The following is a 26458-nucleotide window of genomic DNA, read 5'->3' as shown; positions in this document are numbered from 1 at the left end:
GAACGCCGGTACGGCCGCCCCCGGACGGGAGCGGCCGTACCAACAGGGCTGTACGGAGGCGTCAGGTCAGGCCCCCTTCGAGGCCTCCGGTGCCGCGGCCTCACCCTTGGCCGCCTTCAGCGCCGCCCGCAAGTGCTCCTCCTCCTCGTTGCTCAGCGAGGTCTGGACGAGCTGACCGCCGAACGGCGCGATCTGGGGGACGACCTTGTCCGGGGAGGCCTGCTTCACCAGGACGAACAGCGCGGCGGCACCGGGCTGGAGGTTCTGGCTCAGCTCCTTCATGAAGTCGTCGTTGATGCCGGTGTCGGTCACGGCACCACCGGCGGCCCCGGCCGCGGCACCGACGGCCGCACCGAGCAGCGGCACGAGGAAGAGCAGCCCGATGACACCGCCCCACAAGGCCCCGCCGGCCGCACCCGTCGCCGTGTGGTTCACGGCCTGATGCAGCTTGATCTTCCCGTCCTCGCGCCGCTCGACGACCACGATGTCCTCGAGCTCGACGAGGTGCTGCTTGGCAAGATCAAGCATCTTCTCGCGCACCTGATTGGCCGTGGCGAGGTCGTTGTACGCGATGACGAACAGATTGCTCATACGGCACTCCTCGGAGGTCTGTGCAACTTCGCCCGAGTTTATGAGCGTTTATGACACCACGCAGGACGAAGCCCCCGCCCCTCCTCCCGGAGGGGCGGGGGCTTCGTCCTGCGTGGTCGTTGTCTGTCGTTGCGGGCCGCCTGTCCGCTTCCGGTCGGTGCCTCACCCGATGGGGAATGCGCCCCATCACCGCAGTGTCCCTATCGGGCCGTGCCGAAGTCCTGGGTCCAGTAGCTGTCGGGCTGCGCGAGGCCGATGCCGATCTCCTTGAACGAGCAGTCGAGGATGTTGCGCTTGTGGCCCGGGCTGGACATCCAGGCCGCCATGACCTTCTCGGGTGTGGAGTAGCCGTAGGCGACGTTCTCGCCGTAGGAGCTCCAGCTGTATCCGGCACGCGTGATCCGGTCATCGGGCGACGACCCGTCGGAGCCCGTGTGGGACATGTTCCGGTGGGATGCCATGTCCTTGCTGTGGTCCTGAGCGGCCTTGGTCAGCTTCGCGTTCATGGTCAGCGGGGAGCATCCGGCCTTGCTGCGCTCGTTGTTGACGAGAGTCAGCACGCGGGCCGTGGCCCCGGATGCCGGTGCGGTCGTTGCAGGTGCGCTGGGAGACGCGGTGGTCCGTGGTGCCCTGGGAGTCGCGGTGGTCCGTGGTGCACTCGGAGTCGCGGTGGTCTGACGTGCGCTGGGAGTCGCGGTGGTCCGTGGTGCGCTCGGAGTCGCGGTGGTCTGACGTGCGCTGGGAGTCTCAGTGGGGCTCTTCGACGCTCCCGCAGTCGGCCCATGACTCCAGGACGAGTCCGTCCACCGCTGGTGGGAGCTCACGTTCTCCCTGTGTCCGGAGGGGCGACCGCCCGCATCACCCGGAGTACCCAGGCAGGCCATGGCGGCGGAGGGCACACCCACAGCTCCTACGGCGATGACAGCGATGGCTATCGGCCGACGGGACGACTTCCTGCGGTGCTTCCTCATACATGACCTCGCTCGGTGATCGCGGAGCGCCCCCAGGGGTCCGGCTCTGCCCGGTTCCTGCACCTGGGCCGCGGAGACGCCTTGCGGCCGACATTCTTAGAACTGCTGTCGGGGTGCGGCAACAAGCGGCAGTACTACCTCGGCTCGTAGCCGTGGACGGCACTTGAAACAGGCGCGCAGGCGTGCTGGTCCGGCTCCCGGGATGGCGAAGAAGTCCGTTGGACCGTCAGAAGCCGTTGTTCGCCGCATGAACGGGCGAAAGTGTCGAGCGGGTCGAACACCGCTCGACGTGGCTCGGAGTATTTCTGCATCAGGACGGATAAAGCGCACTATGCCGTCGAGCCTCGATCTACTATTCGAGGGCTGAGTGCCAAAAGTCTGTGTGGCTGATGTCACGGAACGATTGCGGCTCCCGAGGACGGGGCGGTGATGGCGGGCAGGATCGCCCGCGAGAGGGCCCCGTCGGCGACGGCGTTCAGGTCATCGCCGTCAGCGCCCCTGATCGCCCCGTCAATCGGAACCTGGCCCGTATGCGTACCTCTATAGGCCGTCGATGACGAGGTAGCCGTCGAGGCGGCGGACGTGGTCGGCCACCGGGTCGGGCGGGAGCGGGTGTCCAAACTTGCCCCCGACCTGTCCTACATCCGTCTGGTCGAGCGTCTCCCCCCAAGAAGTGGCAGGCCGTCCGCAACCGGTGACCGCCGACCCGACTGAGCCGTGGGTGGAAGAGCACGGCCGACGGCCCACAGACGGCCCAGGAGAGCGGAAACCCGCTCTGACCTGCGGCGTTCTTAAATGTCGAAGGAACTGATGCTGCTAGATCCTTACCTGCGGGTTGATCCAACACCCGGCCTCTGATCAGCGGGCCAGGAGCGGGCCGGGGTGCCGCCGAGCACTGTCGGTGCCTGCTCCAGGGGGGTCTGTCTGGATGGCGCAGGGTGACCGGCCGGGGCGACGGACGGTTGTCAATGGCGACTGGGACAGGCAGCAGCCGGTCCCACCCCCTCCAGTACCCGTAAGGACCCCCACGTGAGGCTCACCCGGACCATCGCCGTGATCGGTGCTGCCGCCACGGCAGCCATCTCACTCGGCGCCAGCGCCGCGCACGCCCAGGACGATGGCAGCCTGGTGTCACTTGCCAGCGCCCCGTCGCTCACGCTCGTCTGTTTCCCGGCCGGTCAGGTCGGCCAGGGCAATACCTTCACCGGAACCCAGAGCGTCAGCTGCAGCCAGAGCGCCACGCAGTCCAACCCCGCTCCCCCGACCGTCGGCGGCGGCAATGGTGGTGCGACGTCGTCCCGGATCGTGCGCAGCAGTGCGGTTCCTGTGCCCGCCAACGGAACGGCGTTCATTGCGGCGTACTGCGCTACCGGAGAGGTCGCAACCGGGGGCGGTTACAACGTCATGCCCGTCGACGCCAATGTGAGTGTCACCTTCTCGACGCCCGGCGACGTCAACGGCGACGGCCGCGCAGACGCATGGGGCGTGAATGTCCACAACAACACCGCTGAGCAGGTGTCGGTTTCGGCATCTGTCATCTGCTCGGCAGACTCAGCCACGTAAGGCTGGCGGCGCGATATCCGCGTCTGGTGGCAGCAGAGCGCCCGTCCCTGCATCAGGGGCGGGCGCTCTGCTGCCAGGCCGCTTCGGGTTCGGGGTGGCGGACGATTCGCTTGAGCGCCATCTCGACATCGATCCGCGGTTCCCCGACCTCAGCGGCGAAGGCAGTCACGGCCTGCTGTAGGGCGAACGCGGTGTTCACGGTCAGGGCGCCAGCCTGGATCTGCTCCCAGGCGGCACGTTGCTCAATCAGGTCGTCGGGGAACTCAATATCTGCCAAGAGCGGATCTTAAGGCGCTACGCGCTCGGGTTCCCCGCACCGCCGTTCGAGCCATGCGCGACCTAGGTTGGCACGAACCGCGTCGCGCAAGCGGCAAGCTGAGCGGCACTTACGGAAAAGGCCGTCGGCCGTGCCTTCCAAAGAGCGGAAGAACACGGCCGACGGCCCACAGACGGCCCAGGAGAGCGAAAGCCCGCTCTGACCTGCGGCGTTCTTAAATGTCGAAGTAAAGCTCGAACTCGTGCGGGTGCGGCCGCAGCTGGATCGGGGCGATCTCGTTCGTGCGCTTGTAGTCGATCCACGTCTCGATCAGGTCGGGGGTGAAGACACCGCCGGCCAGAAGGTACTCGTGGTCCGCCTCGAGGGCGTCGAGGACCGCGGGGAGCGAGGTCGGGACCTGCTGGACGTTCGCGTGCTCCTCGGGAGCCAGCTCGTACAGGTCCTTGTCGATCGGCTCGGCCGGCTCGATCTTGTTCTTCACGCCGTCGAGGCCGGCCATGAGGAGGGCCGAGAAGGCGAGGTACGGGTTCGAGGACGGGTCCGGCGCGCGGAACTCGACGCGCTTGGCCTTCGGGTTCGAGCCCGTGATCGGGATGCGCATCGCGGCGGAGCGGTTGCGCTGCGAGTAGACCATGTTGACCGGCGCCTCGAAGCCCGGGACCAGGCGGTGGTACGAGTTCACCGTCGGGTTCGTGAACGCGAGCAGCGACGGCGCGTGCTTGAGGATGCCGCCGATGTAGTAGCGGGCGATGTCCGAGAGGCCCGCGTAGCCCTGCTCGTCGTAGAAGAGCGGGTCGCCGTTCGCCCACAGGGACTGGTGGACGTGCATGCCCGAGCCGTTGTCGCCGAAGATCGGCTTCGGCATGAAGGTCGCGGTCTTGTTGTTGCGCCACGCGACGTTCTTCACGATGTACTTGAAGAGCATCAGGTCGTCGGCCGCGGCGAGCAGCGTGTTGAACTTGTAGTTGATCTCCGCCTGGCCGGCCGTGCCGACCTCGTGGTGCTGGCGCTCGACCTGGAGGCCGTTCTTGTCCAGCTCGAGGGAGATCTCCGCGCGCAGGTCGGCGAAGTGGTCGACCGGCGGGGTCGGGAAGTAACCGCCCTTGTAGCGGACCTTGTAGCCGCGGTTGTTCTCCTCCGAACCGGTGTTCCAGGCGCCGGCCTCGGAGTCGATCTCGTAGACCGAGCGGTTCGCGGAGGTCTCGAAGCGGACCGAGTCGAAGACGTAGAACTCGGCCTCGGGGCCGAAGTACGCGGTGTCGGCGATGCCGGTGGAGGCCAGGTACGCCTCGGCCTTCTTCGCGACGTTACGCGGGTCACGGGAGTACTGCTCGCCCGTGATCGGGTCGTGGATGAAGAAGTTGATGTTGACCGTCTTGTCGCGGCGGAAGGGGTCGACGCGCGCGGTGGTCAGGTCGGCGCGGAGCGCCATGTCGGACTCGTGGATGGCCTGGAAACCCCGGATCGAGGATCCGTCGAAGGCCAGCTCCTCGGTGGGGTCGAACGCCGCGGCCGGCACCGTGAAGTGCTGCATCACACCCGGCAGGTCGCAGAACCGGACGTCGACGAACTTGACGTCCTCGTCCGCGATGAACTTCTTGGCGTCATCGGCGTTCTGGAACATCCAACTCCTCCTACTCCCACCCGGGAGGGGCGGGGTTGCAGCTCGGTGGTGCGGCCAGTGCGGTGGCACACGCTGGGACCTGACCATAGGGACGGGGGATTTCTCAAGCATGACCCATTTGTTTCGCCGAAGTTAACCGGGGCGGGGGCCGGAGCGGGCCGGGTGGCCGAGCGCAGTACCGTGGTCGGGTGGACAACAGGCAAGCAATCGGATCGTGGCTCTCCGGGCCGCGCGCGGCCGCGGAGGACGCGGGTGTCGAGTTCGGGTACCGCGGTGAGCAGCTGGGGCTGCCCGAGCAGGGGCCGGGCTCCATCGCCCGCCCCGGCAGGCGCATGGCCGCCCTCGCCATCGACTGGGCCCTGTGCATGCTGATCGCATACGGGCTCCTCACACACGGCTACAACCAGGAGACGGGGAACTGGGCCCTCGGGATCTTCTTCGTCCTCGGCCTGCTCACCGTCGGCACGGTCGGCTTCACGCCGGGCAAGCGGATCATGGGGCTGCGCGTCGTCGCGCAGGACGGCTCCGGCCGCCTCGGCCTCGGCCGCGTCCTGGTCCGCACACTGCTCCTGTGCGTCGCCGTCCCCGCCCTGATCTGGGACCGTGACGGCCGCGGCCTGCACGACCGCCTCGCCCGCGCGGTCCAGGTCCGCGCCTGACACCGGCCCCCGCCACGACGCCCGCTGACGACGACGAGGCCCCGGAACCGATCGGTTCCGGGGCCTCGTCGTCGTAGTAGAAGGGTCAGCGGGCCTTGCCGCCGCCACCGCGCGGCATCCGCATGCCCTTGGGCATCGGGCCCTTGGGGAGCGGCATGTTGCTCATCAGGTCGCCCATCGCCCGGAGGCGGTCGTTGGTCGTCGTGACCTGCGGGCCCGTCAGAACGCGGGGGAGCTTGAGCATCGTCGTGCGGAGCTTCTTGAGCGGCACCTGGCCCTCGCCGTTACCGACGAGGATGTCGTTGACCGGCACGTCGGAGACGATGCGGGCCATCTTCCGCTTCTCGGCCGCCAGCAGCGTCTTCACCCGGTTCGGGTTGCCCTCGGCGACCAGGACGATGCCTGCCTTGCCGACCGCCCGGTGGACGACGTCCTGGCTGCGGTTCATCGCCACGGCCGGGGTCGTGGTCCAGCCACGGCCGATGTTGTCGAGTACCGCGGCAGCCGCGCCGGGCTGACCCTCCATCTGCCCGAAGGCTGCTCGCTCGGCACGGCGTCCGAAGACGATCGCCATCGCGAGGAAGGCGAGCAGGAAGCCGAGAATTCCGAGATATACCGGGTGACCGATCAAGAATCCGATCGCGAGGAACACACCAAAGGTGACGATTCCCACAGCCGCGAGTACAAGAGCGATCATCGGATCGGCCTTGCGGGTCATCTTAAAGGTCAGAGCGATCTGCTTGAGTCGCCCGGGGTTCGCAGCGTCCGCTGCGGTTTCCTTCCTCGCCATGCCTTGAAGTCTACGTGTCCGGGCAAGTGCCTACGACGTGCGGGCGGCCACAGCCTTCTCGAGCACCCGCTGCGCCTCTACCCGGTCCTTGGCACGGCGGCGGTCCTCGAGCACGGAGGTCCAGGCGTTGCGGCGTGCGGTGCGCTGTCCGCTGCTCATGAGCAGCGACTCGACCGCGCGCAGGGCGTCGGTGAAGGTCGGGATGGCGGTGGCGCGTACGGGCGCGGCCTGCATTGGGAGGTCCCCCTCGGGAGCGACTCTGACGGTGGGTGCGTGGCGTGAGTACAGCGTCACTGTTTGGTGTTACCAGGGCATGACCGAAGGGTCAAACGCCCATGAAGCCTTGATGGGGGAGGGCCGAACGAGGACGCGGCCCTGACGGTGCCCCCCATCTGCGGGGACCGTCAGGGCCGCGTTCTCTCGGCCATTACTGGCCGGTAGCTGCTTGTGCGTGAATTCACACGGCTGGCGGGCCGTGCGGGTGCGAGTGGATTCAGACCGCCTGCGAGGCCACGTACGCGCCGCGCTTCTCGACCGCCATCTGGTAGAGGCGTCCGGCGCGGTACGAGGAGCGGACCAGCGGGCCGGACATGACGCCGGAGAAGCCGATCTGCTCGGCCTCCTCCTTCAGCTCCACGAACTCGGCCGGCTTCACCCAGCGCTCGACGGGGTGGTGCCGCGGCGTCGGACGCAGGTACTGGGTGATGGTGATGAGCTCGGTGCCCGCCTCGTGCAGCTGGCGCAGCGCCTCGCTGACCTCGGCGCGCTCCTCGCCCATGCCCAGGATCAGGTTGGACTTGGTGACCAGGCCGGCCTCGCGGGCCTTCGTGATGACCTCGAGGGAGCGCTCGTACCGGAAGCCGGGGCGGATCCGCTTGAAGATGCGCGGCACCGTCTCGACGTTGTGCCCGAGAACCTCGGGGCGGGACGAGAAGACCTCGGCCAGCTGGTCCGGGTCGGCGTTGAAGTCGGGGATGAGCAGCTCGACCTTGGTGTAGCCCTCGGCGCGCTCCGCCGTCATGGCGTGGATCTGGCGCACGGTCTCCGCGTACAGCCAGGCGCCGCCGTCCTCCAGGTCGTCGCGCGCGACGCCGGTGATCGTGGCGTAGTTCAGGTCCATCGTGACGACGGACTCGCCGACGCGGCGGGGCTCGTCACGGTCCAGCGCCTCGGGCTTGCCCGTGTCGATCTGGCAGAAGTCGCAGCGCCGCGTGCACTGGTCGCCGCCGATGAGGAAGGTGGCCTCGCGGTCTTCCCAGCACTCGTAGATGTTCGGACAGCCCGCCTCCTGGCAGACCGTGTGCAGGCCCTCGCTCTTCACGAGGCCCTGCATCTTCGTGTACTCGGGACCCATTTTCGCCCGGGTCTTGATCCACTCGGGCTTGCGCTCGATGGGGGTCTGGCTGTTGCGGACCTCCAGGCGCAGCATCTTGCGTCCGTCGGGTGCGACTGCGGACACGACCGGCTCCCTACAGCTTTGATTCTTCGGCGTACCTCAGGGTACGCCCGTGGTCTTGATGGGCCTTACGTGTGGCCAACCTCTGGCCTTCGGGGTGCATTCCCGCTCAGGCGGTGGCCTTGTCGGGCTCCGGCTCGGGCGCCTTCTCGATGACGCGCGGGGCGAGGGCCGCGTTCTCCAGGACGTCGCGCAGGTGGCGCTCGACGACCGGCAGCACTTCGTCGATCGTGACCTCGCGGCCCAGCTCGTAGGAGAGCGAGGTGACGCCCGCGTCGCGGATGCCGCAGGGGATGATCTTGTCGAAGTTCGAGGTGTCCGGATTCACGTTCAGCGCGAAGCCGTGCATCGTGACGCCCTTGGCGACGCGGATGCCCATGGCGCAGATCTTGCGGTCCTCACGGCGCTGGCCCGCGTTCGAGGGCGCGTACTCCGGACCGTTGAGGCGGGGGTCGAACTCGGAGTCGTTCACCCGGGGGTCGAAGTCCAGGGACAGGCCGCCGAGCCCGGGGCGCTCCTCGGTCGCGTCCTTGGCGTCTCCGAGCACCCACACGCCGGCCCGGCCCTCCACGCGGGACGTCTGCACACCGAACTCGGCGCAGACCGCGATCATCGCGTCCTCGAGGCGGCGCAGGTGCGCGACCACGTCCACGGGGCGCGGCAGCTTCTGGATCGGGTAGCCGACGAGCTGGCCCGGGCCGTGCCAGGTGATCTTGCCGCCCCGGTCCACGTCCACGACGGGGGTGCCGTCCAGCGGGCGCTCCTCGGGCGCGGTGCGGCGGCCCGCGGTGTAGACCGGCGGGTGTTCGAGAAGCAGGCAGGTGTCGGGGGCCTCGTCGGCGAAACGGGCGGCGTGCACACGGCGCTGCTCGTCCCAGGCCTCCTGGTAGTCGACCGAGTCCGCTCCGAAACCCAAGCGGACGAACCGCAACTCATTCACGGCCAGTGCCTCCCTAGAACCTTCAGCGTGCACATATCGCGCCCCCAGCCACTGTACGGGCAGGGCTCCCGCGCCAGCCGTTCGGGGAATCCTCACACGATCGGATGAAAGGGGGTCTCGGCTGCTCTGATCAGGGGCCGTCGTGCGCGCTGCGTGATAACTTCGGCGCCGTCCGTGAGCGGGGAGCCGCTGGCGGACCTACCGCCGGGCGGGCGGGAAGTCAGGCTTGTGGAGGCTGTGTGAGGCCGGACTCCGGTCCGGCAGGGCCGGCGAAACAGGAACCCACCGAGGTCTCGCGACAGCGGGGCGGCAGGAACTCCCCGTACGCGGGGGAGGACGCCACATTCGCGCCGTTCCATGAGGGAGCAGTGCAGAGGGGGGCGCACCACGGCCCCCCTTTACGGCTTCCTAGGCCCGGAAGGCAATCGCACAGCATGACGGAACGACCTCCGCAGCGCACGCCCAACCGCCAGCTAGCCGCGCTCATCGCGGAGGCAGGGTTCTCCAACGCGGGACTGGCCCGCCGAGTCGACCAGCTCGGCCTGGAGCACGGTCTCGACCTGCGCTACGACAAGACATCCGTGACGCGCTGGCTGCGCGGCCAGCAGCCCCGCGGCACCACACCCGCACTGATCGCCGAGGTGTTCACCCGGCGCCTGGGACGCCGGCTCTCCGCGCAGGACCTGGGGCTCGACGCCTGCTCCCCGGTCTACGCGGGCCTGGAGTTCGCCGCCTCGCCCGAGGAGGCCGTCGACATCGTCAGCGGCCTGTGGCGCAAGGACTCGGGCAGCCATGCCGAGCTCCGCAAGATCGCTTTCACCCCGGCGGGGCTCGTCGTGCCGAGCCGGGACTGGCTGATCGGGCGGGCCGACGACCGCGTCGCCCATGGGGACCACGGCGGTCCCGGCGGCGTACGGATCCCCGCCCAGGGACGGGCTTCCGCCAAGCTCACGGCCGGGCTCGAACCGGGGCCGCCCCCCTTGCCCCGGCAGCGCGGCCACGCCGAGCGCGGGCCCGGCCAGCGCGTCACCGCCGGAGACATCGCGGCCCTGCGCTCCGTCGGCGAGCTCTTCCGCTCTCTCGACCAGGCGTACGGCGGAGGCCACGCCCGCCAGGCGCTCGTGCGCTACCTGGAGCACGAGGCCGAGCCGATGCTGCGGGGCACCTACGGGGAGCAGACCGGCCGGCGGCTCTTCGCGGCCGCCGCCGATCTGACCCGGCTCGCCGGCTGGACCTCGTACGACATCGCCGCGCACGGGCTCGCGCAGCGGTACTTCGTGCAGGCGCTGCGGCTCTCGCAGGCGGCGGGGGACAGGGCGTACGGGTCGTACGTCCTGGTCACGATGAGCCGCCAGGCCGTCTATCTCGGGCACGGGCGCGAGGCCGTCCAGCTGGCGCGGGTCGCGCAGCAGGGAGTGGGGTCCTCCGCGCCGCCCGCCGTGCAGGCACTGCTGCACGCGGCCGAGGCGCGCGGGCACGGCGTGCTCGGCGAGGTGCGCGCGTGCACGGCGTCGCTGGTGCGGGCCGAGCGGGCCCTGGAGGCGGTGCGGACCGGGGACGACGTGCCGCACTGGGCGCGGTTCTTCGACGAGGCGCAGCTGGCCGACGAGTTCGGGCACTGCCACCGGGATCTCCAGCAGTACCGCGCGGCCGCCCAGCACGCGGAGCGCTCGCTCCAGCTGCGGGCGCCCGGCTTCGCGCGCAGCAGGCTGTTCTGCCGGGTGGTGCTCGCCTCCGCGCGGCTCGGGCTCGGCGAACTGGACCAGGCGTGCACACTCGGCGCCGAGGCCGCGCAGGCCGCCTCCGAGATGCGCTCCGTGCGGGCGCACGAGTACGTGCGGGAGTTCGAGCGCCGCCTGGAGCCCTACCGCGACGCGGCCCCGGTACGCGGATACCGGGACCGCATCGCCGCCCTCAGCCACTGACGGGACGCGGGCGGGGTCCGGCGCCTACTACTGGGTGTCCCGCCCGGACAGACCGGCGACCCGGCCGGCCGTCAGCGGCTCGTCCCAGGTGGTGAGTTCGTCGAGGTCGCCGCGCAGGCTCACCTTCTCCGTGCCGATCGAGCGCAGGGGCAGGGGGATCGACGCGTCTACGGTGCCGACGTGCTTGCCGTCCGCGTAGAGCGTGGTGCGGCCGGGGGTGGCGACCCAGGTCAGCCGGGTCCACTGGTTCAGGGGCAGCGTGTAGTCGAACGAGTGGTCGGCGGAGCCGTACTTTGTGAAGCCGACCTGGCCCGTGCCGTACTGCATGAGCTTGAGCGCGCCCGCCTTCGAACTGAGCAGGACCTGGTCCGCGGTGCGGGCCGTGGGGCGGACCTGCACCGAGACCGTCCACGGCTCGGCGACGTCCATGCCGCCGAAGCCGACACCGTCCCGGTCCGAGTCGAAGCGCCACGCCTGCCCGCGCACGCCGTCGGCCACCGGCGCCGGGTTATTGATGATGTACGACGTGCCCGGCAGGTCCCCCGCCGTGTCCTCGGCGAAGATCGTGTTGCCGGGGCTGCCCGCGTACGTCCAGCCCTTCGGGTACGCGGCGGCATCGAAGGTCCAGTGGTGGCTCGGCCGGCCGTCGTTCACCCGGGGCTTGACGGGCGTGGGGGTGATGCCGGGCGGGTCACCGATGAGAGCCGAGCGGGCCCGGAAGCCGGCCAGGGTGTCCGGGGTCGCCGTGCCGTTCCAGGCGCGGTCCGCGAGGATCGCCCGGGCGCCGGCCATCGACTGCTCGAAGTACGCGTCGTCGGCCCAGAAGTTGTAGTCGGCCCAGTTGGTCAGGCCGGAGCCGAGCATGTCGGGCGCCGTGCTGACGGTCCAGCTGTCGTACATCCAGGGCTCGTTCGGGTACAGGTGGTGGTAGTTGTTCGGGGTGTCGTAGAACGGGCCGATGGCGATCTCGTCGTGGCCCGGCACGGCGGGCTCGGCGCCCGTGCCCTCCCAGGTGATGAAGACGACCGGGCCGTGGACGGTCTGCTGGGGCGCGGCCAGGTGCTCCGAGCCGTTGTAGACGGCGGTGCGCTTGCCATGCGAGGCGATCACGTCGTCCAGGGTGTTGATGTACCGGTTGAGGAGGTCGCCGAGCGTCGACACATCGGGCGAGGCGGCCAAGTAGTCCTGAACGCGCGGGCAGTTGGCGAGCTGGCCCGGCACCTCCTCGCCGCCGATCGAGAACAGCGGCGCGTCGAACCAGCCGGCGAACTCGTCGACGATCTGCTTCGTCTTCGCCACCGCCTTCTCGCTGGTCATGTCGATGATCCAGTCGGGCGTGAGGTGCGAGTGCGTGTGCGCGGCCGTGCAGGGGTCCGTCCCCGAGCCGAAGCCGATGCCGAACGCGTCGCTGATCGCCGTCGCGTGGCCGGGCATCTCCAGGCCCGGCATCAGCTGTACGTGGTGGCGGGCCGCGAAGGACTTGAGGTGCTCGATGTCGGCGCGGCTGTAGCTGTGGCCGGGTTTCGCGAGGCCCGGGAACTTCGGGCTGTAGAGGCGGAAGCCCTCCGACTCGGAGAGGTGCAGCATGAGCGTGTTCAGCTTCTGGTCGCCCATCCTGCGGATCAGGTTCTCCAGGTACGGGATCTGCCAGTATTTGCGGCCCGCGTCGAGGTGGACCATGCGGATCGCCTGTGCGGGGACGTCGGTGGCGCGGGCGCGGGGGAGCGTGCGGTGCTCGTGATCCGTGGAGCGCAGGAGCTGGAGCAGGGTGCGGGTGCCGTAGAAGAGGCCGTGCGTGGAGGCGGCCCGGATGCGGACGGCGCCGTCCGAGCTGTCGAACCGGTATCCCTCGGCGCCGAGTTCACGGTCGTCGGCGAGGCCGAGGACGATGTCGCCGGGCTCGGCGTGGGCCACGTCGCCCGCTATGAGCGGCTCGATGTCGGACACCTGATCGATTTCCGTGCGCAGCTGGGCGGCGAGCTGCTGCACGCTCTGGCGGGCGGGGCCGGGGAACTCGGCGCGGCCGGACGGCTCGGAGGTCTCGGCGCGGGCGCGCGGGTCGACCAGGACGCGGGTGCGGTGGGTGATCGCGACCGTGCCGCCGAGGGATGTCCAGTCGGTGGGGCGGGGGACCACGGACGGCTGCCCGGCGAGCGGTTCGGGGGACTGCTCCTGCGGCTGGGCTGCTGACGACGGCACTACAGCTCCGATGAATCCGGTGACAAGGGCTAGGACGAACAGCAGGGCTGACGCCGTTCTTCGCACTGCGGCCTCCAGGGACAAGGGTGCGGACCTGGGGACGGTAAAGGGGAGTTGTTGGGGTGGCAAGAGTACGCGTGGGGGAAATGAGGGCGCCCGCCTCCGGAATGTGCCACGGAGACGGGCGCGTATGGGGGACTGTAGAGGTCGGATGTGTGGTGAGAGTGGTCGGGGGTCTCCTGCCGCTGGGCTGTCGCTGAGGTGTGGTGGGGCTGTGCTGTGCCGGTGCGGTTCGGGGCGTACGGGTCGGCCGTGCGGGTCGGTCAGGCCGCCGCCGGCACCATGCCCGCCGTCGGGGCCAGTCGGACGCCCAGGTCCGTGAGGATCGCGTGCGCGGCGCGGCGGCCCGAGTGGAGGGCGCCCTGCACCGTGCTCGTGCCGCGGTGGTCGCCGCACACGTAGAGCCCGTGAAGGAGCCGCACCGGGCGGCGCAGGTCGTGCGGGGCCGGCATCGCGGGTACCGCCTCCGGGTTGTGGTGGACCGCGAGGGTCTCCCAGTCCGAGGTCGACGTGCCGTAGAGGGCCGCCAGTTGGGCCCGCAGCCCGCGCTCGGGCGGCGGTGGGCCGAGGACCGTGGAGGAGACCAGCGCGCGGCCGGCCGGGGCGCGCGTCGGGTCGACCTGGCTGATCACCGCGGAGTACGCGACGGGGCCGAGCCGGTCGGCGTCGAGGAGCAGCGCCGGGTCGGTGAGCGGCGGCTCGGGGACCGCGTGGTGGACGACCGTGACGGGGTGGAAGTCCGGCACCCGCAGCCCCGGGAGCAGTCCGGCCGCGGCGCGTGCCCCGGTCGCCAGCAGTGTGGCCCGGCACCGGAGTTCGCCGTGCTCCTCGGTCGTCACCGAATTCGCGGAGACGGCCCTGACGCGCACCCCGGTGCGGACCGTTCCCGGCGGGAGCCCGGCGGCGAGCAGCTCGGGCAGCGCGTCGGCGCCGCCCTCGGGGACGCAGAGGCGGCCGCGCGCGTAGGCGAGCAGGGCGAGGTCGGCGCACCGGCTGGACGAGGTCAGGTCCGGGTCGCACAGGAGCGCCGAAAGCAGGGGGCGCACAAACCCGTCGAGGGTGCGGCCCGGCAGTCCGCGGCTCACCAGGGCCTCGGCGGCGGGGAGTTCGGGGCGCGCGAGGAGACGGGGGACCGGTGTCGCGGCGAGGCGGGCCAGGGACCTGGCGAGCCGGGCGTGGTCGAGGGGGCTGCCGAGCGGAGCGGTCGGGCGCGGGCTCCTGGCGGCGGTGCGGGGACGGGGCACCCTGGGGGCGCTCGCGAGGGCGCGCGCCGTCGTGAGTGCGCCCCTTGCGCGCCGTGCGGCCGGGAGCTCCCCGGCGCGATGGCGGCGGCCGTCGCTGTGCACCAGGACCCCGGGCGAGAAGGAGCGCAGGACGAGGGCGTCCAGGCCCGGGGTGCGGCGCAGTTCGGGGTACGAGGTGCACAGGAGCCGGCCGATCCGGTCGAGCCGGAACCCGTCGACCTTCTCGGTGGACATGCGGCCGCCCACGCAGGGGCCGGCCTCCAGGACCAGGGTGGGGACGCCCGCCCTGGTCAGGCGGTGGGCGGCCAGGAGTCCCGCGACCCCGGCTCCCACGATGACGACGTCCGCGTGCTGTGCGGGCTCAGGCACGTGCGCCTCCCTGGCGGTTGTGCGGCTGGTGGGAGCCGTCGCACGTACCCCGGGCCGTCAGGCCGGCGCACGCGGGCGGGCTCCGAAGGCGTCCTACCCCCCGGCGAACCCGCGTACGGCTCCGAACACCCGGGCTGTACCCGAGTCCGTCGAGGGTAGGTCCGGGCCGCGGCCGGGGGAGTCGCGCGTAGCCCGGGCACGGTCGCACGGGGGGCGCCCGGGGCCGCCGGACGCGAGCCCGGCCTGATCCGGGCGAAGCCCTACCGCCCCTGGAGCGCCGCCGCCCGCAGCCTGATCTCCGGGAGCGCGGCCATCAGGGCCTGGCCCGGGCAGTACGTCTCGTACTCGTCCCGGTGCGCGGCGATGGCGTTGAACGAGGCCGTCCTGCCCTTGGGGAAGCGGCTGAGGCTGTTCGTCGAGGTGAGGCGGACGCGGGAGCGCGGGTCGATGTTCGCGAGGCCCAGCTTCCAGGCGGAGAGCGCCGCGATGGACTTCGTCATGGAAGGCGGCACCGGGGTGCCCGCGATGAAGGTGCCGATGGCGGCGATGCCCGCCGTGCCCTCGTTGAAGCCCTGGGCGTGCGCCCCCACGACCGCCTTGCCGACGCCGCCCGCCCGGCCCTCGTAGATCGTGCCGCACCGGTCGACGAGGAAGTTGTAGCCGATGTCGTCCCAGTTCCGGCCGCCCGCCTGGCCCGCGTACAGGAAGCGGATGATGCGGGGCGTGTCGGCGCAGTCGTAGTCGTTCGGCGAGTCCGTGTGGTGGATGAAGACTGCCGTGACGCGGTCGGCGTACCGGGCGGGCGGCCTGCGGTAGGCGGCACCCGCCAGCCAGTCGGCTCGCGGAACGATCCGGGGCAGCGCGGCGGTGTGCGGACGGTTGGCCGGTGCGGCCGGCGACAGGACCGGCGGCCGGCGCACCGGTACGGCGGCCGGCGGCAGCGCCGGCGCGGCCCGGTCGGCGGAGGCGGGGCCCGCCGCCCGGCCCGGCTTCGCCGCTGAACCGCCGTCCCCGGGCCCGGCAGTCACGGCACACAACAGGAGCAGGCCGAGGGCCGTGGCTGCCGGTGCGCAGCACAACGTCATACGGAAGACGCGCATACGTGACACTCTCCGCCGCGCGCCCGGGGCCCGCCCCGCATGACACACCATACGAGTGATCGCGGACCCCGTCGCAGGTCAGACCCGCCTTCGCCACAGATCAGAAGTGCGTGCCGCCGTCGACCCTGACCTCGGTACCGGTGATGAAGCCGCCGTCCTGCGAGCCGAGCATCGCGACGACGGACGCCACGCTCTCCGGCCCCGCGAAGCCCTGGCCTATCGCCGGCGCCAGCTTCATGAACAGGCTCATGTCGGCGTCCTCGGGCAGGCCGGGGCCGCTGCTCTGCCGGCTGGCGCCGGAGCCGTCGGTCATGCCGGAGGAGATGGATCCGGGCTGCACGGCCGTGAACCGGATGCCCTGCTTGCTGTACTCGCTCGCCAGGGCGTGCGTCATGGACTGGATGCCGCCCTTGCTCGCCGCGTACGCCGCCATGTAGGGATGGGCGAACGTGGCCGACGTCGAGCTGAAGTTGATGACGGCGGCCCCGTCACCGGCGAGGAGCGCCGGGACCGACTCGCGGATCATCAGGAACGTGCCCGCCAGGTTGATCTGGAGCACCTGGTTGAAGTCGGCGAGCGACGTCTCGTGGGTGTGCGAGGAGCGCAGGATGCCGGCCGCGTTCACCAGCACGTCAAGGCCGCCGAGCGCCTCGACGGCGGTGGCGACGCCCGCGCGCACGGAGGCCTCGTCCGCGACGTTCACGACGACCGTGGTCAGCCGGTCCGCGCAGCCCGTGGCGGTCGCCTTCTCGACGGTGTCCTTCAGGCCCGCCTCGCTGACGTCGGCGGCGACGGCGCGGGCGCCCTCGGCGAGGACCCGCAGCACGGTGGCCTGGCCGATGCCGGAGCCACCGCCGGTGACGAGTACGCGACGGCCTTCGTAGCGGTTCAGGTTCGGGCTCATGTGCTGCTCCACTTCACTCTTCTCACGATGATTCGCTGTCCACCGTACGCCTGGGTGGCACGTTTTGTCATAACGTCAGAACGTGCAGATTTGTTCCCGGACACATAGGCTTCCCCGGTGAGCCCCACGAACGATCAGCGCAGTCCGCAGCCCTCCCTGACCGAGCGGCGCAAGGCCGCCACCCAGCTGGACATCGCCCGTGCCGCCGCCGAACTCTTCGCCGAGCGCGGCCCCGACGGCACGACGGCCGAGGACATCGCCCACCGGGCGGGCGTCGCGCTGCGCACCTTCTACCGCTACTTCCGGGGCAAGCAGGACGCGGTCGGCCCGCTCCTCGCCGCGGGCGGCGACGCCTGGCGCGCCCTCCTGGAGGACGCCGAACCCGGCACGGACCTGCGCGTCACCCTGGAAACGGCCGTCACCGCCACGCTCTCCGCCCCCGGCGACCACGGTCCCGAGCAGTTGGAGACGACCAGGGGACTGCTGCGCGCGGCCCGGGACGACGCCGCGCTGCGGGCCGTCTGGTACCGGGTCAACCAGGAGTCGGAGGAGCGCCTCGTGCCGGTCCTGACCCGGCTCGCGGGCGAGGACGCGGACCCCCTCGACGTACGCCTCGCCGCCGCCGCGGCCACCGACGCCATCCGGATCGCCCTGGAGGCCTGGGCCGCCACCGACGCCCCCGCGACGGGCGCGACCGGCTCCCCGGCGGTCCTCGCGCTCCGCTGCCTGCGGGAACTGACCGGCGGGATCAGCCTGTTGGGAGGAGGCCGGGACGGGGCCCGGTAGGGGCCGTCAGTCGTCGTCCGGGTCGATCTCCGGTGCGAACACGAGCATCGTCAGGTCGTCCCGTACCGTCCCCGCGAACCGCACCACGTCCCGCCACAGCGCGTCCGTCAGCTCCGCCGGGCCGTCCGCACTGAACCGGACCAGACGCTCCGCGAGCGGATAGAACGCGCCGGACGAGTCCCGCGCCTCGATCAACCCGTCCGTCAGGCCGAGCAGCCGGTCACCGTGCCGCAGCCGCACCGTGAGCTGCTCGGGCGGCGAGAGGCCCGCGATCCCGAGCCCGAGCGGTGCCCCGGACGGCACCGGCAGTTCGATGACCTCCTGCCCGCGCAGGAGCAGCGGCCGCGGATGGCCGCACGAAACGGCCCGTACCACCGGGGAGTCGTCGGGGAACTCGAGGAGCAGCGCGGTCGCGAACAGCTCGGCGTGCTCGTCCTCGGCGGAGTCGACCACGAGCCTGCGGTCGAGGCGTGCCGCGACCCCCTCCAGGTCCGCCTGGTCGAGCACGGCTTCACGAAAGGCGCCGAGCAGCCCCGCGACCGTACCCACCGCGGACAGGCCGTGGCCCTGCACGTCGCCGATCACGGCCCGCACCCCGGACGGCCCCCTGCGCACGTCGAAGAGGTCACCGCCGACCAGCGTCCCGCGCTCGGCCGCCCGGTACAGGCCCGCGCAGCGCACCGTGCCGACCCGTTCGCGCAGCGGCGGAAGCACGGCGAACTGCGCTGCCTCGGCGACCGTGCGCACGGTGACGAGCTGGGCGTCACGCCGGCTGCGGACCCAGCCGATCAGCACGCTGAGGAGCGCCACGAAGGAGACCGTGAGCACATCGCTGTTGCCGGGGTGCCCGAGCTCCATGAAGGGCACGTTCAGCAGGACGATCACGATGCCGCCGAGCAGCGCCGTGGCGGCGGGCCCGTACGTGAGGGCGGCCAGCGGCGGGATCGCCCCCAGCAGGAAACCGAGGTCCAGCTTCTCCTCGGTGACCAGCTGGGCCGTGCACAGGGCGACGAGCAGCGCGATCGGCAGCCATCGCACCCAGAGCGGCGGCGGTGCCCCGCGCAGCCAGGCCCGCTCCTCGCCGTCCCGGCGACGCGACAACGCCCCGGTCATCGGCGGGCTCCTTCCCATGGACCCCTTCACGCTCCTACGGGAGCGCCGTCACCGCACCCCGGGCGGGTCCGTCAGGACCGCCGCGCCCCGCTCACAGGGCCCGGCCCATGAGAACGTCGTCCACGTACTTCCCGTCGAGCAGGAACTCCTCCGGCAGGATGCCCTCGACCGTGAACCCCTCAGACTCGTACAGCGCCCGCGCGGGAGCGTTGTGCCCGAGCACCCGCAGCGTCATGCGGCGCGCGCCGGCCTTGCGGGCATGTTCCACCGCCGCGCGGACCAGCGCCCGGCCGACCCCGGCGCCCCGCGCCTGTGCGGCGACCGCGAGGCCCTGGATCTGCCGGACATGGGTGTTGGCGGCGAGCGAGGTGGGATAGGCGATGCGTACGTAACCCGCGAGCCGCCCGTCGAGCTCCGCTACCAGATGGTCCCGCGGCCCGAACCGCTCCGAGAAGAACGGGTCGTACGGCGGCAGCGGCTTCGGCTGGACGGCGTGCAGCGTCGACCAGGCCGCGCGGTCGAGCCGGGCGAGCCCGTCCTCGTCGTCGGGCCGGGCGAGACGTATGTGCGGCTGTGACATGGGCGCCACTGTACGACCGGCCCACGACCGGCCGCCGCGCGATTCACGCGGCAGGATGGACCCATGACCCAGAGCGATTCCGCACCCGTACGACGCTCCCGGTTCGCCGTCGCCGGCGCCTCCGGACTCATCGGTTCCGCCCTGACCCGGTCCCTGCGCGCCGACGGGCACGACGTCGTCCGCCTGGTCCGCAGGGAAGCGGCTGCCGCGGACGAGGTCCGCTGGGACCCGGAACGGGGGTCCGTGGACGCGGCCGGGCTCTCCGGGTGCGACGCCGTCCTCAACTTCGCCGCCGCGGGCGTGGGCGACCACCGCTGGACCGACGAGTACAAGCGGAAGATCCGCGACAGCCGGGTCCTCGGCACCGCGACGCTCGCCGAGGCCGTCGCCACGCTCGAACAGCCTCCCCGCGTCTTCGTCAACGGCAGCGCCGTCGGCTACTACGGCGACACCGGCACGCGCGCCGTCGACGAGGGCGCGCCGCCCGGGGACGGGTTCCTGCCGCGGCTGTGCGTGGAGTGGGAGGAGGCCGCGGCGCCCGCGCAAGAGGCCGGAATCCGCACGGTGTTCGCTCGGTCCGGGCTCGTCGTGTCCCGGGCGGGCGGGGCCTGGGCGCGGCTCTTCCCGCTGTACCTGGCCGGTCTCGGCGGACGCCTGGGCGACGGCCGCCAGTACTGGTCGTACATCGCGCTTCACGACGAGATCGCGGCCCTGCGCCACATCATCGACACGGAGGAGCTGTCCGGCCCGGTGAACCTCACCGCCCCGCACCCCGTCACGAACAGCGAGGTGACCGCCGCGATGGGGCGCGTGCTGCACCGCCCCACGCTGTTCACGGCGCCCGCCCCCGTCCTGCGTCTGGTCCTCGGCGAGATGGCGGGCGACGTCCTCGGCAGCACGCGGGCCGTGCCGACCCGGCTCCTGGAGTCCGGCTTCACGTTCGCGTTCCCCGGCATCGAGGAGGCGATCCGGGCGGCCAGGCAGTGAACCGGCCGAAGCCCTATGACCCCTACCCCTACCCCTACGACCTCTGCGGCCCCTACGCCGCCGACGCCCCGAAGCGCTCCGAGAGCTTCGGATACAGCCGCTGCAGCTCCGCCGTGTTCTCGAAGTCGAACGGCGTGCCCTCCGGCTCCGCGGGCCCGGCCGGGATGCCGAGATCGGGCGCCACCGCCCCGGTCAGCTCCTCGTACGCCTCGTCGGCCGCGTAGCCGAGCTCCTCGCCGTCCCCGTCGATCTCCTCGTCGAAGTCCCCCAGCAGATCGGCGAGTGAGTCCGGCTCGTGCAGCGCGCCCTCGAAGACCTCCCGGCCCTGGCCGATCAGCCAGCAGCGGAAGTAGTCGAACGCGTCGTCGCTCGCGCCGCCGAGCAGCACCCACGCGGCGCCCCACAGATCCCAGCGGTAGGCGCGGTGGTAGCGGGACTCGAAGTGACGGGCGAAGTCGAGCACCGCGTCGGGGTCGGCCTGGAGCAGCCGGTCGACGAGCAGCTCGGCATGGTCCTCGGGGTCGCCCTCGGCGGCCTCGCGGGTGCTGTCCACGATCTCCCAGAACTCCGTCTCGTCCATCACGGGACAAGCATCTGCCTTGGGGGTCGGGGACGCACGCCGAGGTGCCCGAGCTGCGCCGTTTCGTTATGCGCGCACATGCCGAGGGCACGGCGACCGGCGGCTCACCGGTAGCGGTCCGCCATCCGCCGTGCCGCTTCCGCGAAGCGATCACGCAGCGCGGCGGGAGCGACGACCTCCGCCTCGGGCCCGAGCCCGAACAGCTGCCCGTACGCGACGTCCTGCGACTCGACCGGCAGAGTCACCGTCACCCACCCCTCCTCGTCGGGCTCGCCCGCCGACTCCCGCGCCGCACGCACGGACGCGGGATCGGTCGCGTACGGAAGCTGCCGCAGCCCCGCGGGGGACAGCCGCAGGACGACCTCCGCGCGCAGGATGGACCGCGCGAACTCCTCCGCCCGCTCGTCCCAGAACCCCGGCAGATCGAACTCCTCGTCCCGTACGAAGCGCTCCTCGCCCGCCTCGACGCCGGTGAACCGGTCGATGCGGTACACCCGGTGGGTCCCGCCGCCGGCGACCCGGGCGCACAGATACCAGACACCGGCTTTCAGGACGAGCCCGTACGGCTCCAGCTCCCGCACCACCTCCCGCGCGCTCTCCGCCCCCTCACGCCGGTAGCGGGCGCGCACCACCCGGTCGTCCCACACCGCGTTTGCCACCGCCGGCAGCAGCTCGGGCGTCCGCGGCTCCTTGAACCAGCCCGGAGCGTCCAGATGGAACCGCTGCGCCGCCGTCCGCGAGGCGTCCCGCAGCGAGGGCAGCAGCGCCGCCGACACCTTCAGCCGCGCGGCCGACGCCGCGTCCTCGAGGCCCATCTCCCGCAGCGCGCCCGGCACTCCGGACAGGAACAGGGCCTCCGCCTCCCCGCGCGCCAGACCCGTAAGACGCGTCCGGTACCCGCCGATAAGCCGGTACCCGCCCGCCCTGCCCCGGTCCGCGTACACGGGCACGCCCGCCTCGGACAGCGCCTGCGCGTCCCGCGCCACGGTCCGCTCGGAGACCTCCAGTTCGCGCGCCAGCTCACCCGCCGTCATCGACGGCCGGGACTGGAGCAACAACACCATCTTGATCAGGCGGGCAGCGCGCATACGCCCATGATGCGGGCCCTTCAGCGCGGGGCGTACGTGATGACCGCGAACGAGGCGCCCTGCGGATCGGCGAGCACCGCGAACCGGCCCGGCTCGATGGACGTCGGGTGCACCAGGGTCTGCCCGCCGAGTGCCTTGCAGCGGGCCGCCGTCGCGTCGGTGTCCCCGACAGCGATGTACACCATCCAGTGCGCCGGCAGATCCTTGGGGAACGAGCCCGACGCCGTGTCGAGCATCCCGCCGAAGGGCTCGTCGTCGACGCTCCACTCGGTGTAACTGCCGCCGTCCCCGTAGGGGTGCCGCTTCGCGCCCCAGCCCAGTACGGACTGATAGAAGTCCTTGGACCCGTCCGGATCGCGGGTCAGGAGCTCGAACCAGCAGAAACTCCCCGGCGCGTTCACGACGCCGAAGCCCGTGTTCGTGATCGGCTGCCACAGCCCGAACGCGGCCCCCGCCGGGTCCTTGCAGACCGCGAAGACGCCGTCCTCCTCGATGGTCTGCGGATCCGTGACCACCGTGCCGCCGTTGCCCTTCACGCGCGCGATGACGGCGTCGACCCCGGCCGACTGGTAGTACGGCAGCCACACCGACGGTTCCTTCGGGTTCGTGGCCGGGGCGACGCCGGCGACCGGCTCGCCGCCGGACCTGAAGATGCCGTAGCCCTCGGCCACTTCGCTGTGCCAGCCGAGGAGACCCTCGTAGAAGAGCCGGGCCGCGTCGCTGTCGGGCGTGGAGAGGTCCGCCCAGCAGGGGGCTGACGGGGTTTTGGAGATCTTCATGGACGTACATCTCCCCTGAACGGCGCCCCCCTGGAACTCCTGCGGACTCCTCCTCATTCACGCACGCGTGCCCCGCCCCGGCAATCGGGACGGGGCACGTATGACAAGGAACTACAGGCCGTAGCGCTCGCGCGCCTCCTTCACGGCCGAGGCCTTGATCTCGCCGCGGCGGGCGAGCTGGGCCAGGGCCGCGACGACGATCGACTGCGCGTCGATGCCGAAGTGGCGGCGGGCCGCCTCACGGGTGTCGGAGAGACCGAAGCCGTCCGCACCGAGCGAGGAGTAGTCCTGCTCGACCCACTGCGCGATCTGGTCGGGGACCTGGCGCATGTAGTCGGAGACCGCGAGGACCGGGCCCTGGGCGCCGTCGAGCGCCTTACGGATGTACGGAGTGCGCTCCTCGCCGCGCAGGATCGCCTCGTCCGCCTCCAGGGCGTCGCGGCGCAGCTCGGTCCAGGAGGTCGCGGACCACACGTCGGCGGCGACACCCCACTCCTCGGCGAGCAGCTTCTGCGCCTCGAGCGTCCAGTGGATCGCCGTGCCCGAACCGAGCAGCTGGATGCGCGGGGCGTTGGCGGCCGCGACGTTCACCCCGGCCGACTCGGCGGTGTTGAAGCGGTACAGGCCCTTGAGGATGCCCTCGTCCACGCCCGCGGGCTTGGCCGGCTGCGGCATCGGCTCGTTGTAGACCGTCAGGTAGTAGAAGACGTCCCGGTCCTCGCCCGGGGCCGCCTCGCCGTACATGCGGCGCAGACCGTCCTTGACGATCGCGCCGATCTCGTACGCGAACGCCGGGTCGTAGGACAGCGCGGCCGGGTTGGTCGCCGCGATGACCGGCGAGTGACCGTCCGCGTGCTGCAGACCCTCACCCGTCAGCGTCGTACGGCCCGCGGTGGCACCCACCAGGAAGCCGCGGCCCAGCTGGTCGCCGAGCTGCCACATCTGGTCGGCCGTGCGCTGCCAGCCGAACATCGAGTAGAAGATGTAGAAGGGGATCATCGCCTCGCCGTGCGTGGAGTACGCGCTGGCGGCGGCGATGAAGTCCGCCATGGAGCCGGCCTCGGTGATGCCCTCGTTGAGGATCTGGCCGTCCGTGGCTTCCTTGTAATACATCAGCTGGTCGCGGTCGACCGGCTCGTACGTCTGCCCCTTGGGGGAGTAGATGCCGAGCGAGGGGAACAGCGACTCCATGCCGAAGGTGCGCGCCTCGTCCGGGACGATCGGCACCCAGCGCTTGCCGGTCTCCTTGTCGCGTACGAGGTCCTTGACCAGGCGTACGAACGCCATGGTCGTCGCGACCGACTGCGATCCTGAGCCCTTGTCGAAGGACGCGAACGCCTTGTCGGCCGGGGCCGGCAGCGGGGCGATCGCGTGCGTGCGGCGGGCCGGGGCGGGGCCGCCGAGGGCCGCGCGGCGCTCCTGGAGGTAGCGGACCTCGGGGGAGTCGGCGCCCGGGTGGCCGTAGGGGACCTGGCCGTCGACGAACTGGCTGTCGGAGATGGGCAGTTCAAGGAGGTCACGCATGTCCTTGAACTCGTCCACCGTCAGCTTCTTCATCTGGTGGTTGGCGTTCTTGGACTCGAAGCCCTTGCCGAGCGTGAAGCCCTTGACCGTCTGGACCAGGATCACGGTCGGCGCGCCCGCGTGCGACAGGGCCGCACGGTAGGCCGCGTACACCTTGCGGGGCTCGTGGCCGCCGCGCGAGACCTTGAAGCACTCGGCGATCTTGTCGTCCGTGAGCAGCCTGCCCAGCTCGACGAGCGCGGGCTCGGAGCCGAAGAAGTGCTCGCGGATGTACGCGGCGTCGCGCGTCGCGTACGTCTGGAACTGGGCGTCCGGCACCTCGCGCAGCCGGCGCACGAGCGCGCCGGTCGTGTCGAGCTGGAACAGCTCGTCCCAGGCGGAGCCCCAGAGCGTCTTGATGACGTTCCAGCCGGCGCCGCGGAACTGCGCCTCCAGCTCCTGGACCACGCGGAAGTTGGCGCGGACCGGGCCGTCGAGGCGCTGCAGGTTGCAGTTGATGACGAAGGTCAGGTTGTCCAGACCCTCACGCGAGGCGAGTGCCAGGGCCGCGGTGGCCTCGGGCTCGTCCATCTCGCCGTCACCGAGGAACGCCCACACGTGCGAGGCGGAGACGTCCTTGATCTTGCGGTTGGTGAGGTAGCGGTTGAACCGCGCCTGGTAGATCGCCGACAGCGGGCCGAGGCCCATGGAGACGGTCGGGAACTCCCACAGCCAGGGCAGGCGCCGCGGGTGCGGATACGACGGCAGGCCGTCGCCGCCGGACTCCTGGCGGAAGTGGTCGAGCTGCTGCTCGCTCAGGCGGCCGTCGAGGAAGGCGCGGGCGTAGATGCCGGGGGAGGCGTGGCCCTGGATGTACAGCTGGTCACCGGAGCCGTCGCCCTCCTTCCCCTTGAAGAAGTGGTTGAAGCCGGTCTCGTAGAGCCAGGCCGCCGAGGCGAACGTGGCGATGTGGCCGCCGACGCCGTACTTGGAGCCACGGGTCACCATCGCGGCCGCGTTCCAGCGGTTCCACGCGGCGATCTTCAGTTCCAGCGCCTCGTCACCCTCGATCGCCGGCTCCGCGGCGGTCGGGATGGTGTTGACGTAGTCGGTCTCGAGGAGCTTCGGCAGCGCCAGGCCTGAGCCCTCGGCGCGTTCCAGCGTGCGGCGCATCAGGTACGCGGCACGGTGCGGCCCGGCCGCCTTGGTAACGGCGTCCAGGGAGGCCTGCCATTCGGCGGTCTCCTCGGGGTCGCGGTCCGGGAGCTGGTCGAGCTCGCTCGGCTGGATTGCGGAGGGGTCGGTCATTGCGCCGCCTTCCTGAGTCGGAGGGGGGTTTCCCTTAGCGGAAAGGGTGGGGGTGCCCTAGGTCTTTGGCAGGACAGGGCGTGGGTCCCTGGTGGAGACCCGTCGGCGACTCTAACTCCCTGATCGATGATCGATCAAAGGGTTGAAGGGGAAAACTTCCTCAGACGGAGAAAGTGGGCATCCGGTGCCATTGAACAGGGCACCGGGTGCCTTGTTTTCGAAGGTGGAGGGGCCGGTTTCCGCAGGTGGGAGCGGGGTCGCACCGACTTCTGAGCGGGACACGGCTCAGGCGCGCGGGGCGCAGCCGAGGACGTGGGCTTTCACCAGCTCGGCGATGGCCGGGTCCTGGCGCCGGAACGCGGCGACGAGCTCCTCGTGCTCCTCGGCGTACGACTGCTGGACGGTGCCGAGCCAGCGGATGGACAGGGCCGTGAACACCTCGATCCCCAGGCCCTCCCAGGTGTGCAGGAGCACGGAGTTGCCCGCGGCCCGCACCAGCTCGCGGTGGAACCCGACGGTGTGCCGCACCTGCGCGGCCGAGTCGGCCTCCTGGTCGGCGCGGTAGAGGGCCGCCACATGGGGTTCGAGGGCCGAGCAGTCCTCGGCCAGCTTCCCGGCCGCGAGCTCCGCCGCGATCGCCTCGAGACCGGCCCTGACGGGGTAGCTCTCCTCCAGGTCGGCGGCCGTCAGATTCCGCACCCGTACGCCCTTGTTGGGGGCGGACTCGATCAGGCGCAGACTCTCCAGCTCCCGCAGGGCCTCCCGCACGGGCGTCTGGCTGACCTCGAGCTCCGTCGCGATGCGACGCTCCACGATGCGCTCGCCCGGCTTCCAGCGCCCGCTGACGATCCCCTCGACGATGTGCTCGCGGATCTGTTCGCGCAGCGAGTGGACGACGGGCGCGGTCATGATGGCTCCTCCAGCGATGGGACGGTGCGACCCGCAGGGTCTCGTTGAGGGGCGGTGGTCGTGAGACGGGCGGGCGAAGACCCCAAGGTGCGTTGACCTCTAGACAATACGGCGGCGCCCCCGTCCGGAAGACCTCCGGACGGGGGCGTACGC

Annotated in this window: 24 protein-coding genes; 5 read left to right on the top strand and 19 right to left on the bottom strand. The window is 71.2% G+C overall.

Annotated elements, in window-relative coordinates; all coding sequences use genetic code 11:
* Positions 1-66: 66 nt before the first annotated feature.
* Positions 67-591, bottom strand: coding sequence for a DUF1269 domain-containing protein (locus ACWIGU_RS25740; RefSeq protein WP_454404066.1), 525 nt, complete (start codon positions 589-591; stop codon positions 67-69).
* A 200-nt stretch (positions 592-791) separates the two neighbouring features.
* Positions 792-1562 (bottom strand): CAP domain-containing protein, encoded by a 771-nt coding sequence (locus tag ACWIGU_RS25735; RefSeq protein WP_454404065.1) that lies wholly within the window; start codon positions 1560-1562, stop codon positions 792-794.
* A gap of 1029 nt (positions 1563-2591) precedes the next feature.
* On the opposite strand from ACWIGU_RS25735, the gene ACWIGU_RS25730 reads away from it, so the two are divergent.
* The gene (locus tag ACWIGU_RS25730) at positions 2592-3125 is read left to right on the top strand and encodes a hypothetical protein (protein ID WP_454404064.1); all 534 of its coding nucleotides are present in this window, start codon (positions 2592-2594) and stop codon (positions 3123-3125) included.
* Positions 3126-3177: 52 nt separating this feature from the next.
* On the opposite strand, the gene ACWIGU_RS25725 is transcribed toward ACWIGU_RS25730, so the two are convergent.
* Together ACWIGU_RS25725 and glnA are read right to left on the bottom strand one after the other, a co-directional pair.
* Positions 3178-3402, bottom strand: coding sequence for a hypothetical protein (locus tag ACWIGU_RS25725; protein WP_454404063.1), 225 nt, complete (start codon positions 3400-3402; stop codon positions 3178-3180).
* A gap of 214 nt (positions 3403-3616) precedes the next feature.
* The gene (gene glnA, locus ACWIGU_RS25720) at positions 3617-5026 is read right to left on the bottom strand and encodes a type I glutamate--ammonia ligase (RefSeq protein ID WP_356284484.1); all 1410 of its coding nucleotides are present in this window, start codon (positions 5024-5026) and stop codon (positions 3617-3619) included.
* 188 nt (positions 5027-5214) lie between these two features.
* Here glnA and ACWIGU_RS25715 point away from each other — a divergent pair, with 188 nt between their 5' ends.
* The gene (locus tag ACWIGU_RS25715; protein ID WP_454404062.1) at positions 5215-5685 is read left to right on the top strand and encodes an RDD family protein; all 471 of its coding nucleotides are present in this window, start codon (positions 5215-5217) and stop codon (positions 5683-5685) included.
* 85 nt (positions 5686-5770) lie between these two features.
* Here ACWIGU_RS25715 and ACWIGU_RS25710 read toward each other — a convergent pair whose 3' ends face one another.
* The 4 genes from ACWIGU_RS25710 to lipB form a co-directional block, all read right to left on the bottom strand.
* Positions 5771-6475: a DUF4191 domain-containing protein gene (locus ACWIGU_RS25710; RefSeq protein WP_356284490.1), complete on the bottom strand. Its 705-nt coding sequence runs from the start codon at positions 6473-6475 to the stop codon at positions 5771-5773.
* 30 nt (positions 6476-6505) lie between these two features.
* The gene (locus ACWIGU_RS25705) at positions 6506-6709 is read right to left on the bottom strand and encodes an SCO2195 family GlnR-regulated protein (protein ID WP_326713343.1); all 204 of its coding nucleotides are present in this window, start codon (positions 6707-6709) and stop codon (positions 6506-6508) included.
* 259 nt (positions 6710-6968) lie between these two features.
* Positions 6969-7934, bottom strand: a complete 966-nt coding sequence (locus tag ACWIGU_RS25700; protein ID WP_100592116.1) for a lipoyl synthase — start codon at positions 7932-7934, stop codon at positions 6969-6971.
* A gap of 106 nt (positions 7935-8040) precedes the next feature.
* The gene (lipB, locus tag ACWIGU_RS25695; protein ID WP_454404061.1) at positions 8041-8871 is read right to left on the bottom strand and encodes a lipoyl(octanoyl) transferase LipB; all 831 of its coding nucleotides are present in this window, start codon (positions 8869-8871) and stop codon (positions 8041-8043) included.
* Positions 8872-9305: 434 nt separating this feature from the next.
* Between lipB and ACWIGU_RS25690 the strand changes: the two genes are divergently transcribed.
* Entirely contained in the window at positions 9306-10796 is a 1491-nt protein-coding gene (locus tag ACWIGU_RS25690) for a regulator (protein WP_454404060.1), read from the top strand.
* A gap of 27 nt (positions 10797-10823) precedes the next feature.
* Here the strand turns inward: ACWIGU_RS25690 and ACWIGU_RS25685 are convergent, their stop codons facing one another.
* The 4 genes from ACWIGU_RS25685 to ACWIGU_RS25670 all read right to left on the bottom strand — a co-directional run bounded on the left by ACWIGU_RS25685 (position 10824) and on the right by ACWIGU_RS25670 (position 16672).
* Positions 10824-12995: a family 20 glycosylhydrolase gene (locus tag ACWIGU_RS25685; protein ID WP_454404059.1), complete on the bottom strand. Its 2172-nt coding sequence runs from the start codon at positions 12993-12995 to the stop codon at positions 10824-10826.
* Between the two features lie 323 nt (positions 12996-13318).
* Entirely contained in the window at positions 13319-14668 is a 1350-nt protein-coding gene (locus ACWIGU_RS25680) for an NAD(P)/FAD-dependent oxidoreductase (protein WP_454404058.1), read from the bottom strand.
* A gap of 260 nt (positions 14669-14928) precedes the next feature.
* Positions 14929-15768 (bottom strand): peptidoglycan recognition protein family protein, encoded by an 840-nt coding sequence (locus ACWIGU_RS25675; RefSeq protein ID WP_454404057.1) that lies wholly within the window; start codon positions 15766-15768, stop codon positions 14929-14931.
* Positions 15769-15868: 100 nt separating this feature from the next.
* A complete protein-coding gene (locus tag ACWIGU_RS25670) occupies positions 15869-16672 on the bottom strand; it encodes an SDR family NAD(P)-dependent oxidoreductase (protein ID WP_454404056.1) in 804 nt (267 codons plus the stop codon).
* A gap of 117 nt (positions 16673-16789) precedes the next feature.
* Here ACWIGU_RS25670 and ACWIGU_RS25665 point away from each other — a divergent pair, with 117 nt between their 5' ends.
* The gene (locus ACWIGU_RS25665; RefSeq protein WP_454404055.1) at positions 16790-17458 is read left to right on the top strand and encodes a TetR/AcrR family transcriptional regulator; all 669 of its coding nucleotides are present in this window, start codon (positions 16790-16792) and stop codon (positions 17456-17458) included.
* 6 nt (positions 17459-17464) lie between these two features.
* Here ACWIGU_RS25665 and ACWIGU_RS25660 read toward each other — a convergent pair whose 3' ends face one another.
* Positions 17465-18571 carry a PP2C family protein-serine/threonine phosphatase gene (locus tag ACWIGU_RS25660; protein ID WP_454404054.1) on the bottom strand — a complete coding sequence of 369 codons (1107 nt, stop codon included), beginning with the start codon at positions 18569-18571 and terminating at the stop codon, positions 17465-17467.
* 91 nt (positions 18572-18662) lie between these two features.
* Positions 18663-19151, bottom strand: coding sequence for an N-acetyltransferase family protein (locus ACWIGU_RS25655; RefSeq protein ID WP_454404053.1), 489 nt, complete (start codon positions 19149-19151; stop codon positions 18663-18665).
* Positions 19152-19214: 63 nt separating this feature from the next.
* Here ACWIGU_RS25655 and ACWIGU_RS25650 point away from each other — a divergent pair, with 63 nt between their 5' ends.
* The gene (locus ACWIGU_RS25650) at positions 19215-20138 is read left to right on the top strand and encodes a TIGR01777 family oxidoreductase (protein ID WP_454404052.1); all 924 of its coding nucleotides are present in this window, start codon (positions 19215-19217) and stop codon (positions 20136-20138) included.
* A gap of 52 nt (positions 20139-20190) precedes the next feature.
* Here the strand turns inward: ACWIGU_RS25650 and ACWIGU_RS25645 are convergent, their stop codons facing one another.
* The 5 genes from ACWIGU_RS25645 to ACWIGU_RS25625 all read right to left on the bottom strand — a co-directional run bounded on the left by ACWIGU_RS25645 (position 20191) and on the right by ACWIGU_RS25625 (position 26305).
* Positions 20191-20718, bottom strand: coding sequence for a DUF4240 domain-containing protein (locus ACWIGU_RS25645; RefSeq protein WP_454404314.1), 528 nt, complete (start codon positions 20716-20718; stop codon positions 20191-20193).
* A 104-nt stretch (positions 20719-20822) separates the two neighbouring features.
* Positions 20823-21806: a helix-turn-helix transcriptional regulator gene (locus ACWIGU_RS25640; RefSeq protein WP_454404051.1), complete on the bottom strand. Its 984-nt coding sequence runs from the start codon at positions 21804-21806 to the stop codon at positions 20823-20825.
* Positions 21807-21826: 20 nt separating this feature from the next.
* Positions 21827-22585 (bottom strand): VOC family protein, encoded by a 759-nt coding sequence (locus ACWIGU_RS25635; protein WP_454404050.1) that lies wholly within the window; start codon positions 22583-22585, stop codon positions 21827-21829.
* Between the two features lie 111 nt (positions 22586-22696).
* The gene (gene aceE, locus ACWIGU_RS25630) at positions 22697-25396 is read right to left on the bottom strand and encodes a pyruvate dehydrogenase (acetyl-transferring), homodimeric type (protein ID WP_454404049.1); all 2700 of its coding nucleotides are present in this window, start codon (positions 25394-25396) and stop codon (positions 22697-22699) included.
* 285 nt (positions 25397-25681) lie between these two features.
* The gene (locus ACWIGU_RS25625) at positions 25682-26305 is read right to left on the bottom strand and encodes a GntR family transcriptional regulator (RefSeq protein WP_454404048.1); all 624 of its coding nucleotides are present in this window, start codon (positions 26303-26305) and stop codon (positions 25682-25684) included.
* Between the last annotated feature and the right edge of the window lie 153 nt (positions 26306-26458).

The sequence above is a fragment of the Streptomyces sp. NPDC055400 genome (genome assembly GCF_053644375.1).
The sequence above is the reverse complement of the archived record's forward strand: the minus strand, read 5'-3'. Positions and strand labels throughout refer to the sequence as shown.

Excerpts from the sequence above, each read along its gene's own strand:
- ACWIGU_RS25740 (WP_454404066.1), bottom strand. The coding sequence starts at position 591 with ATGAGCAATCTGTTCGTCATCGCGTACAACGACCTCGCCACGGCCAAT.
- ACWIGU_RS25735 (WP_454404065.1), bottom strand. The coding sequence starts at position 1,562 with ATGAGGAAGCACCGCAGGAAGTCGTCCCGTCGGCCGATAGCCATCGCT.
- glnA (WP_356284484.1), bottom strand. The coding sequence starts at position 5,026 with ATGTTCCAGAACGCCGATGACGCCAAGAAGTTCATCGCGGACGAGGAC.
- ACWIGU_RS25710 (WP_356284490.1), bottom strand. The coding sequence starts at position 6,475 with ATGGCGAGGAAGGAAACCGCAGCGGACGCTGCGAACCCCGGGCGACTC.
- ACWIGU_RS25705 (WP_326713343.1), bottom strand. The coding sequence starts at position 6,709 with ATGCAGGCCGCGCCCGTACGCGCCACCGCCATCCCGACCTTCACCGAC.
- ACWIGU_RS25690 (WP_454404060.1), top strand. The coding sequence starts at position 9,306 with ATGACGGAACGACCTCCGCAGCGCACGCCCAACCGCCAGCTAGCCGCG.
- ACWIGU_RS25675 (WP_454404057.1), bottom strand. The coding sequence starts at position 15,768 with ATGCGCGTCTTCCGTATGACGTTGTGCTGCGCACCGGCAGCCACGGCC.
- ACWIGU_RS25670 (WP_454404056.1), bottom strand. The coding sequence starts at position 16,672 with ATGAGCCCGAACCTGAACCGCTACGAAGGCCGTCGCGTACTCGTCACC.
- ACWIGU_RS25660 (WP_454404054.1), bottom strand. The coding sequence starts at position 18,571 with ATGACCGGGGCGTTGTCGCGTCGCCGGGACGGCGAGGAGCGGGCCTGG.
- ACWIGU_RS25655 (WP_454404053.1), bottom strand. The coding sequence starts at position 19,151 with ATGTCACAGCCGCACATACGTCTCGCCCGGCCCGACGACGAGGACGGG.
- ACWIGU_RS25650 (WP_454404052.1), top strand. The coding sequence starts at position 19,215 with ATGACCCAGAGCGATTCCGCACCCGTACGACGCTCCCGGTTCGCCGTC.
- ACWIGU_RS25645 (WP_454404314.1), bottom strand. The coding sequence starts at position 20,718 with ATGGACGAGACGGAGTTCTGGGAGATCGTGGACAGCACCCGCGAGGCC.
- ACWIGU_RS25640 (WP_454404051.1), bottom strand. The coding sequence starts at position 21,806 with ATGCGCGCTGCCCGCCTGATCAAGATGGTGTTGTTGCTCCAGTCCCGG.
- ACWIGU_RS25635 (WP_454404050.1), bottom strand. The coding sequence starts at position 22,585 with ATGAAGATCTCCAAAACCCCGTCAGCCCCCTGCTGGGCGGACCTCTCC.
- aceE (WP_454404049.1), bottom strand. The coding sequence starts at position 25,396 with ATGACCGACCCCTCCGCAATCCAGCCGAGCGAGCTCGACCAGCTCCCG.
- ACWIGU_RS25625 (WP_454404048.1), bottom strand. The coding sequence starts at position 26,305 with ATGACCGCGCCCGTCGTCCACTCGCTGCGCGAACAGATCCGCGAGCAC.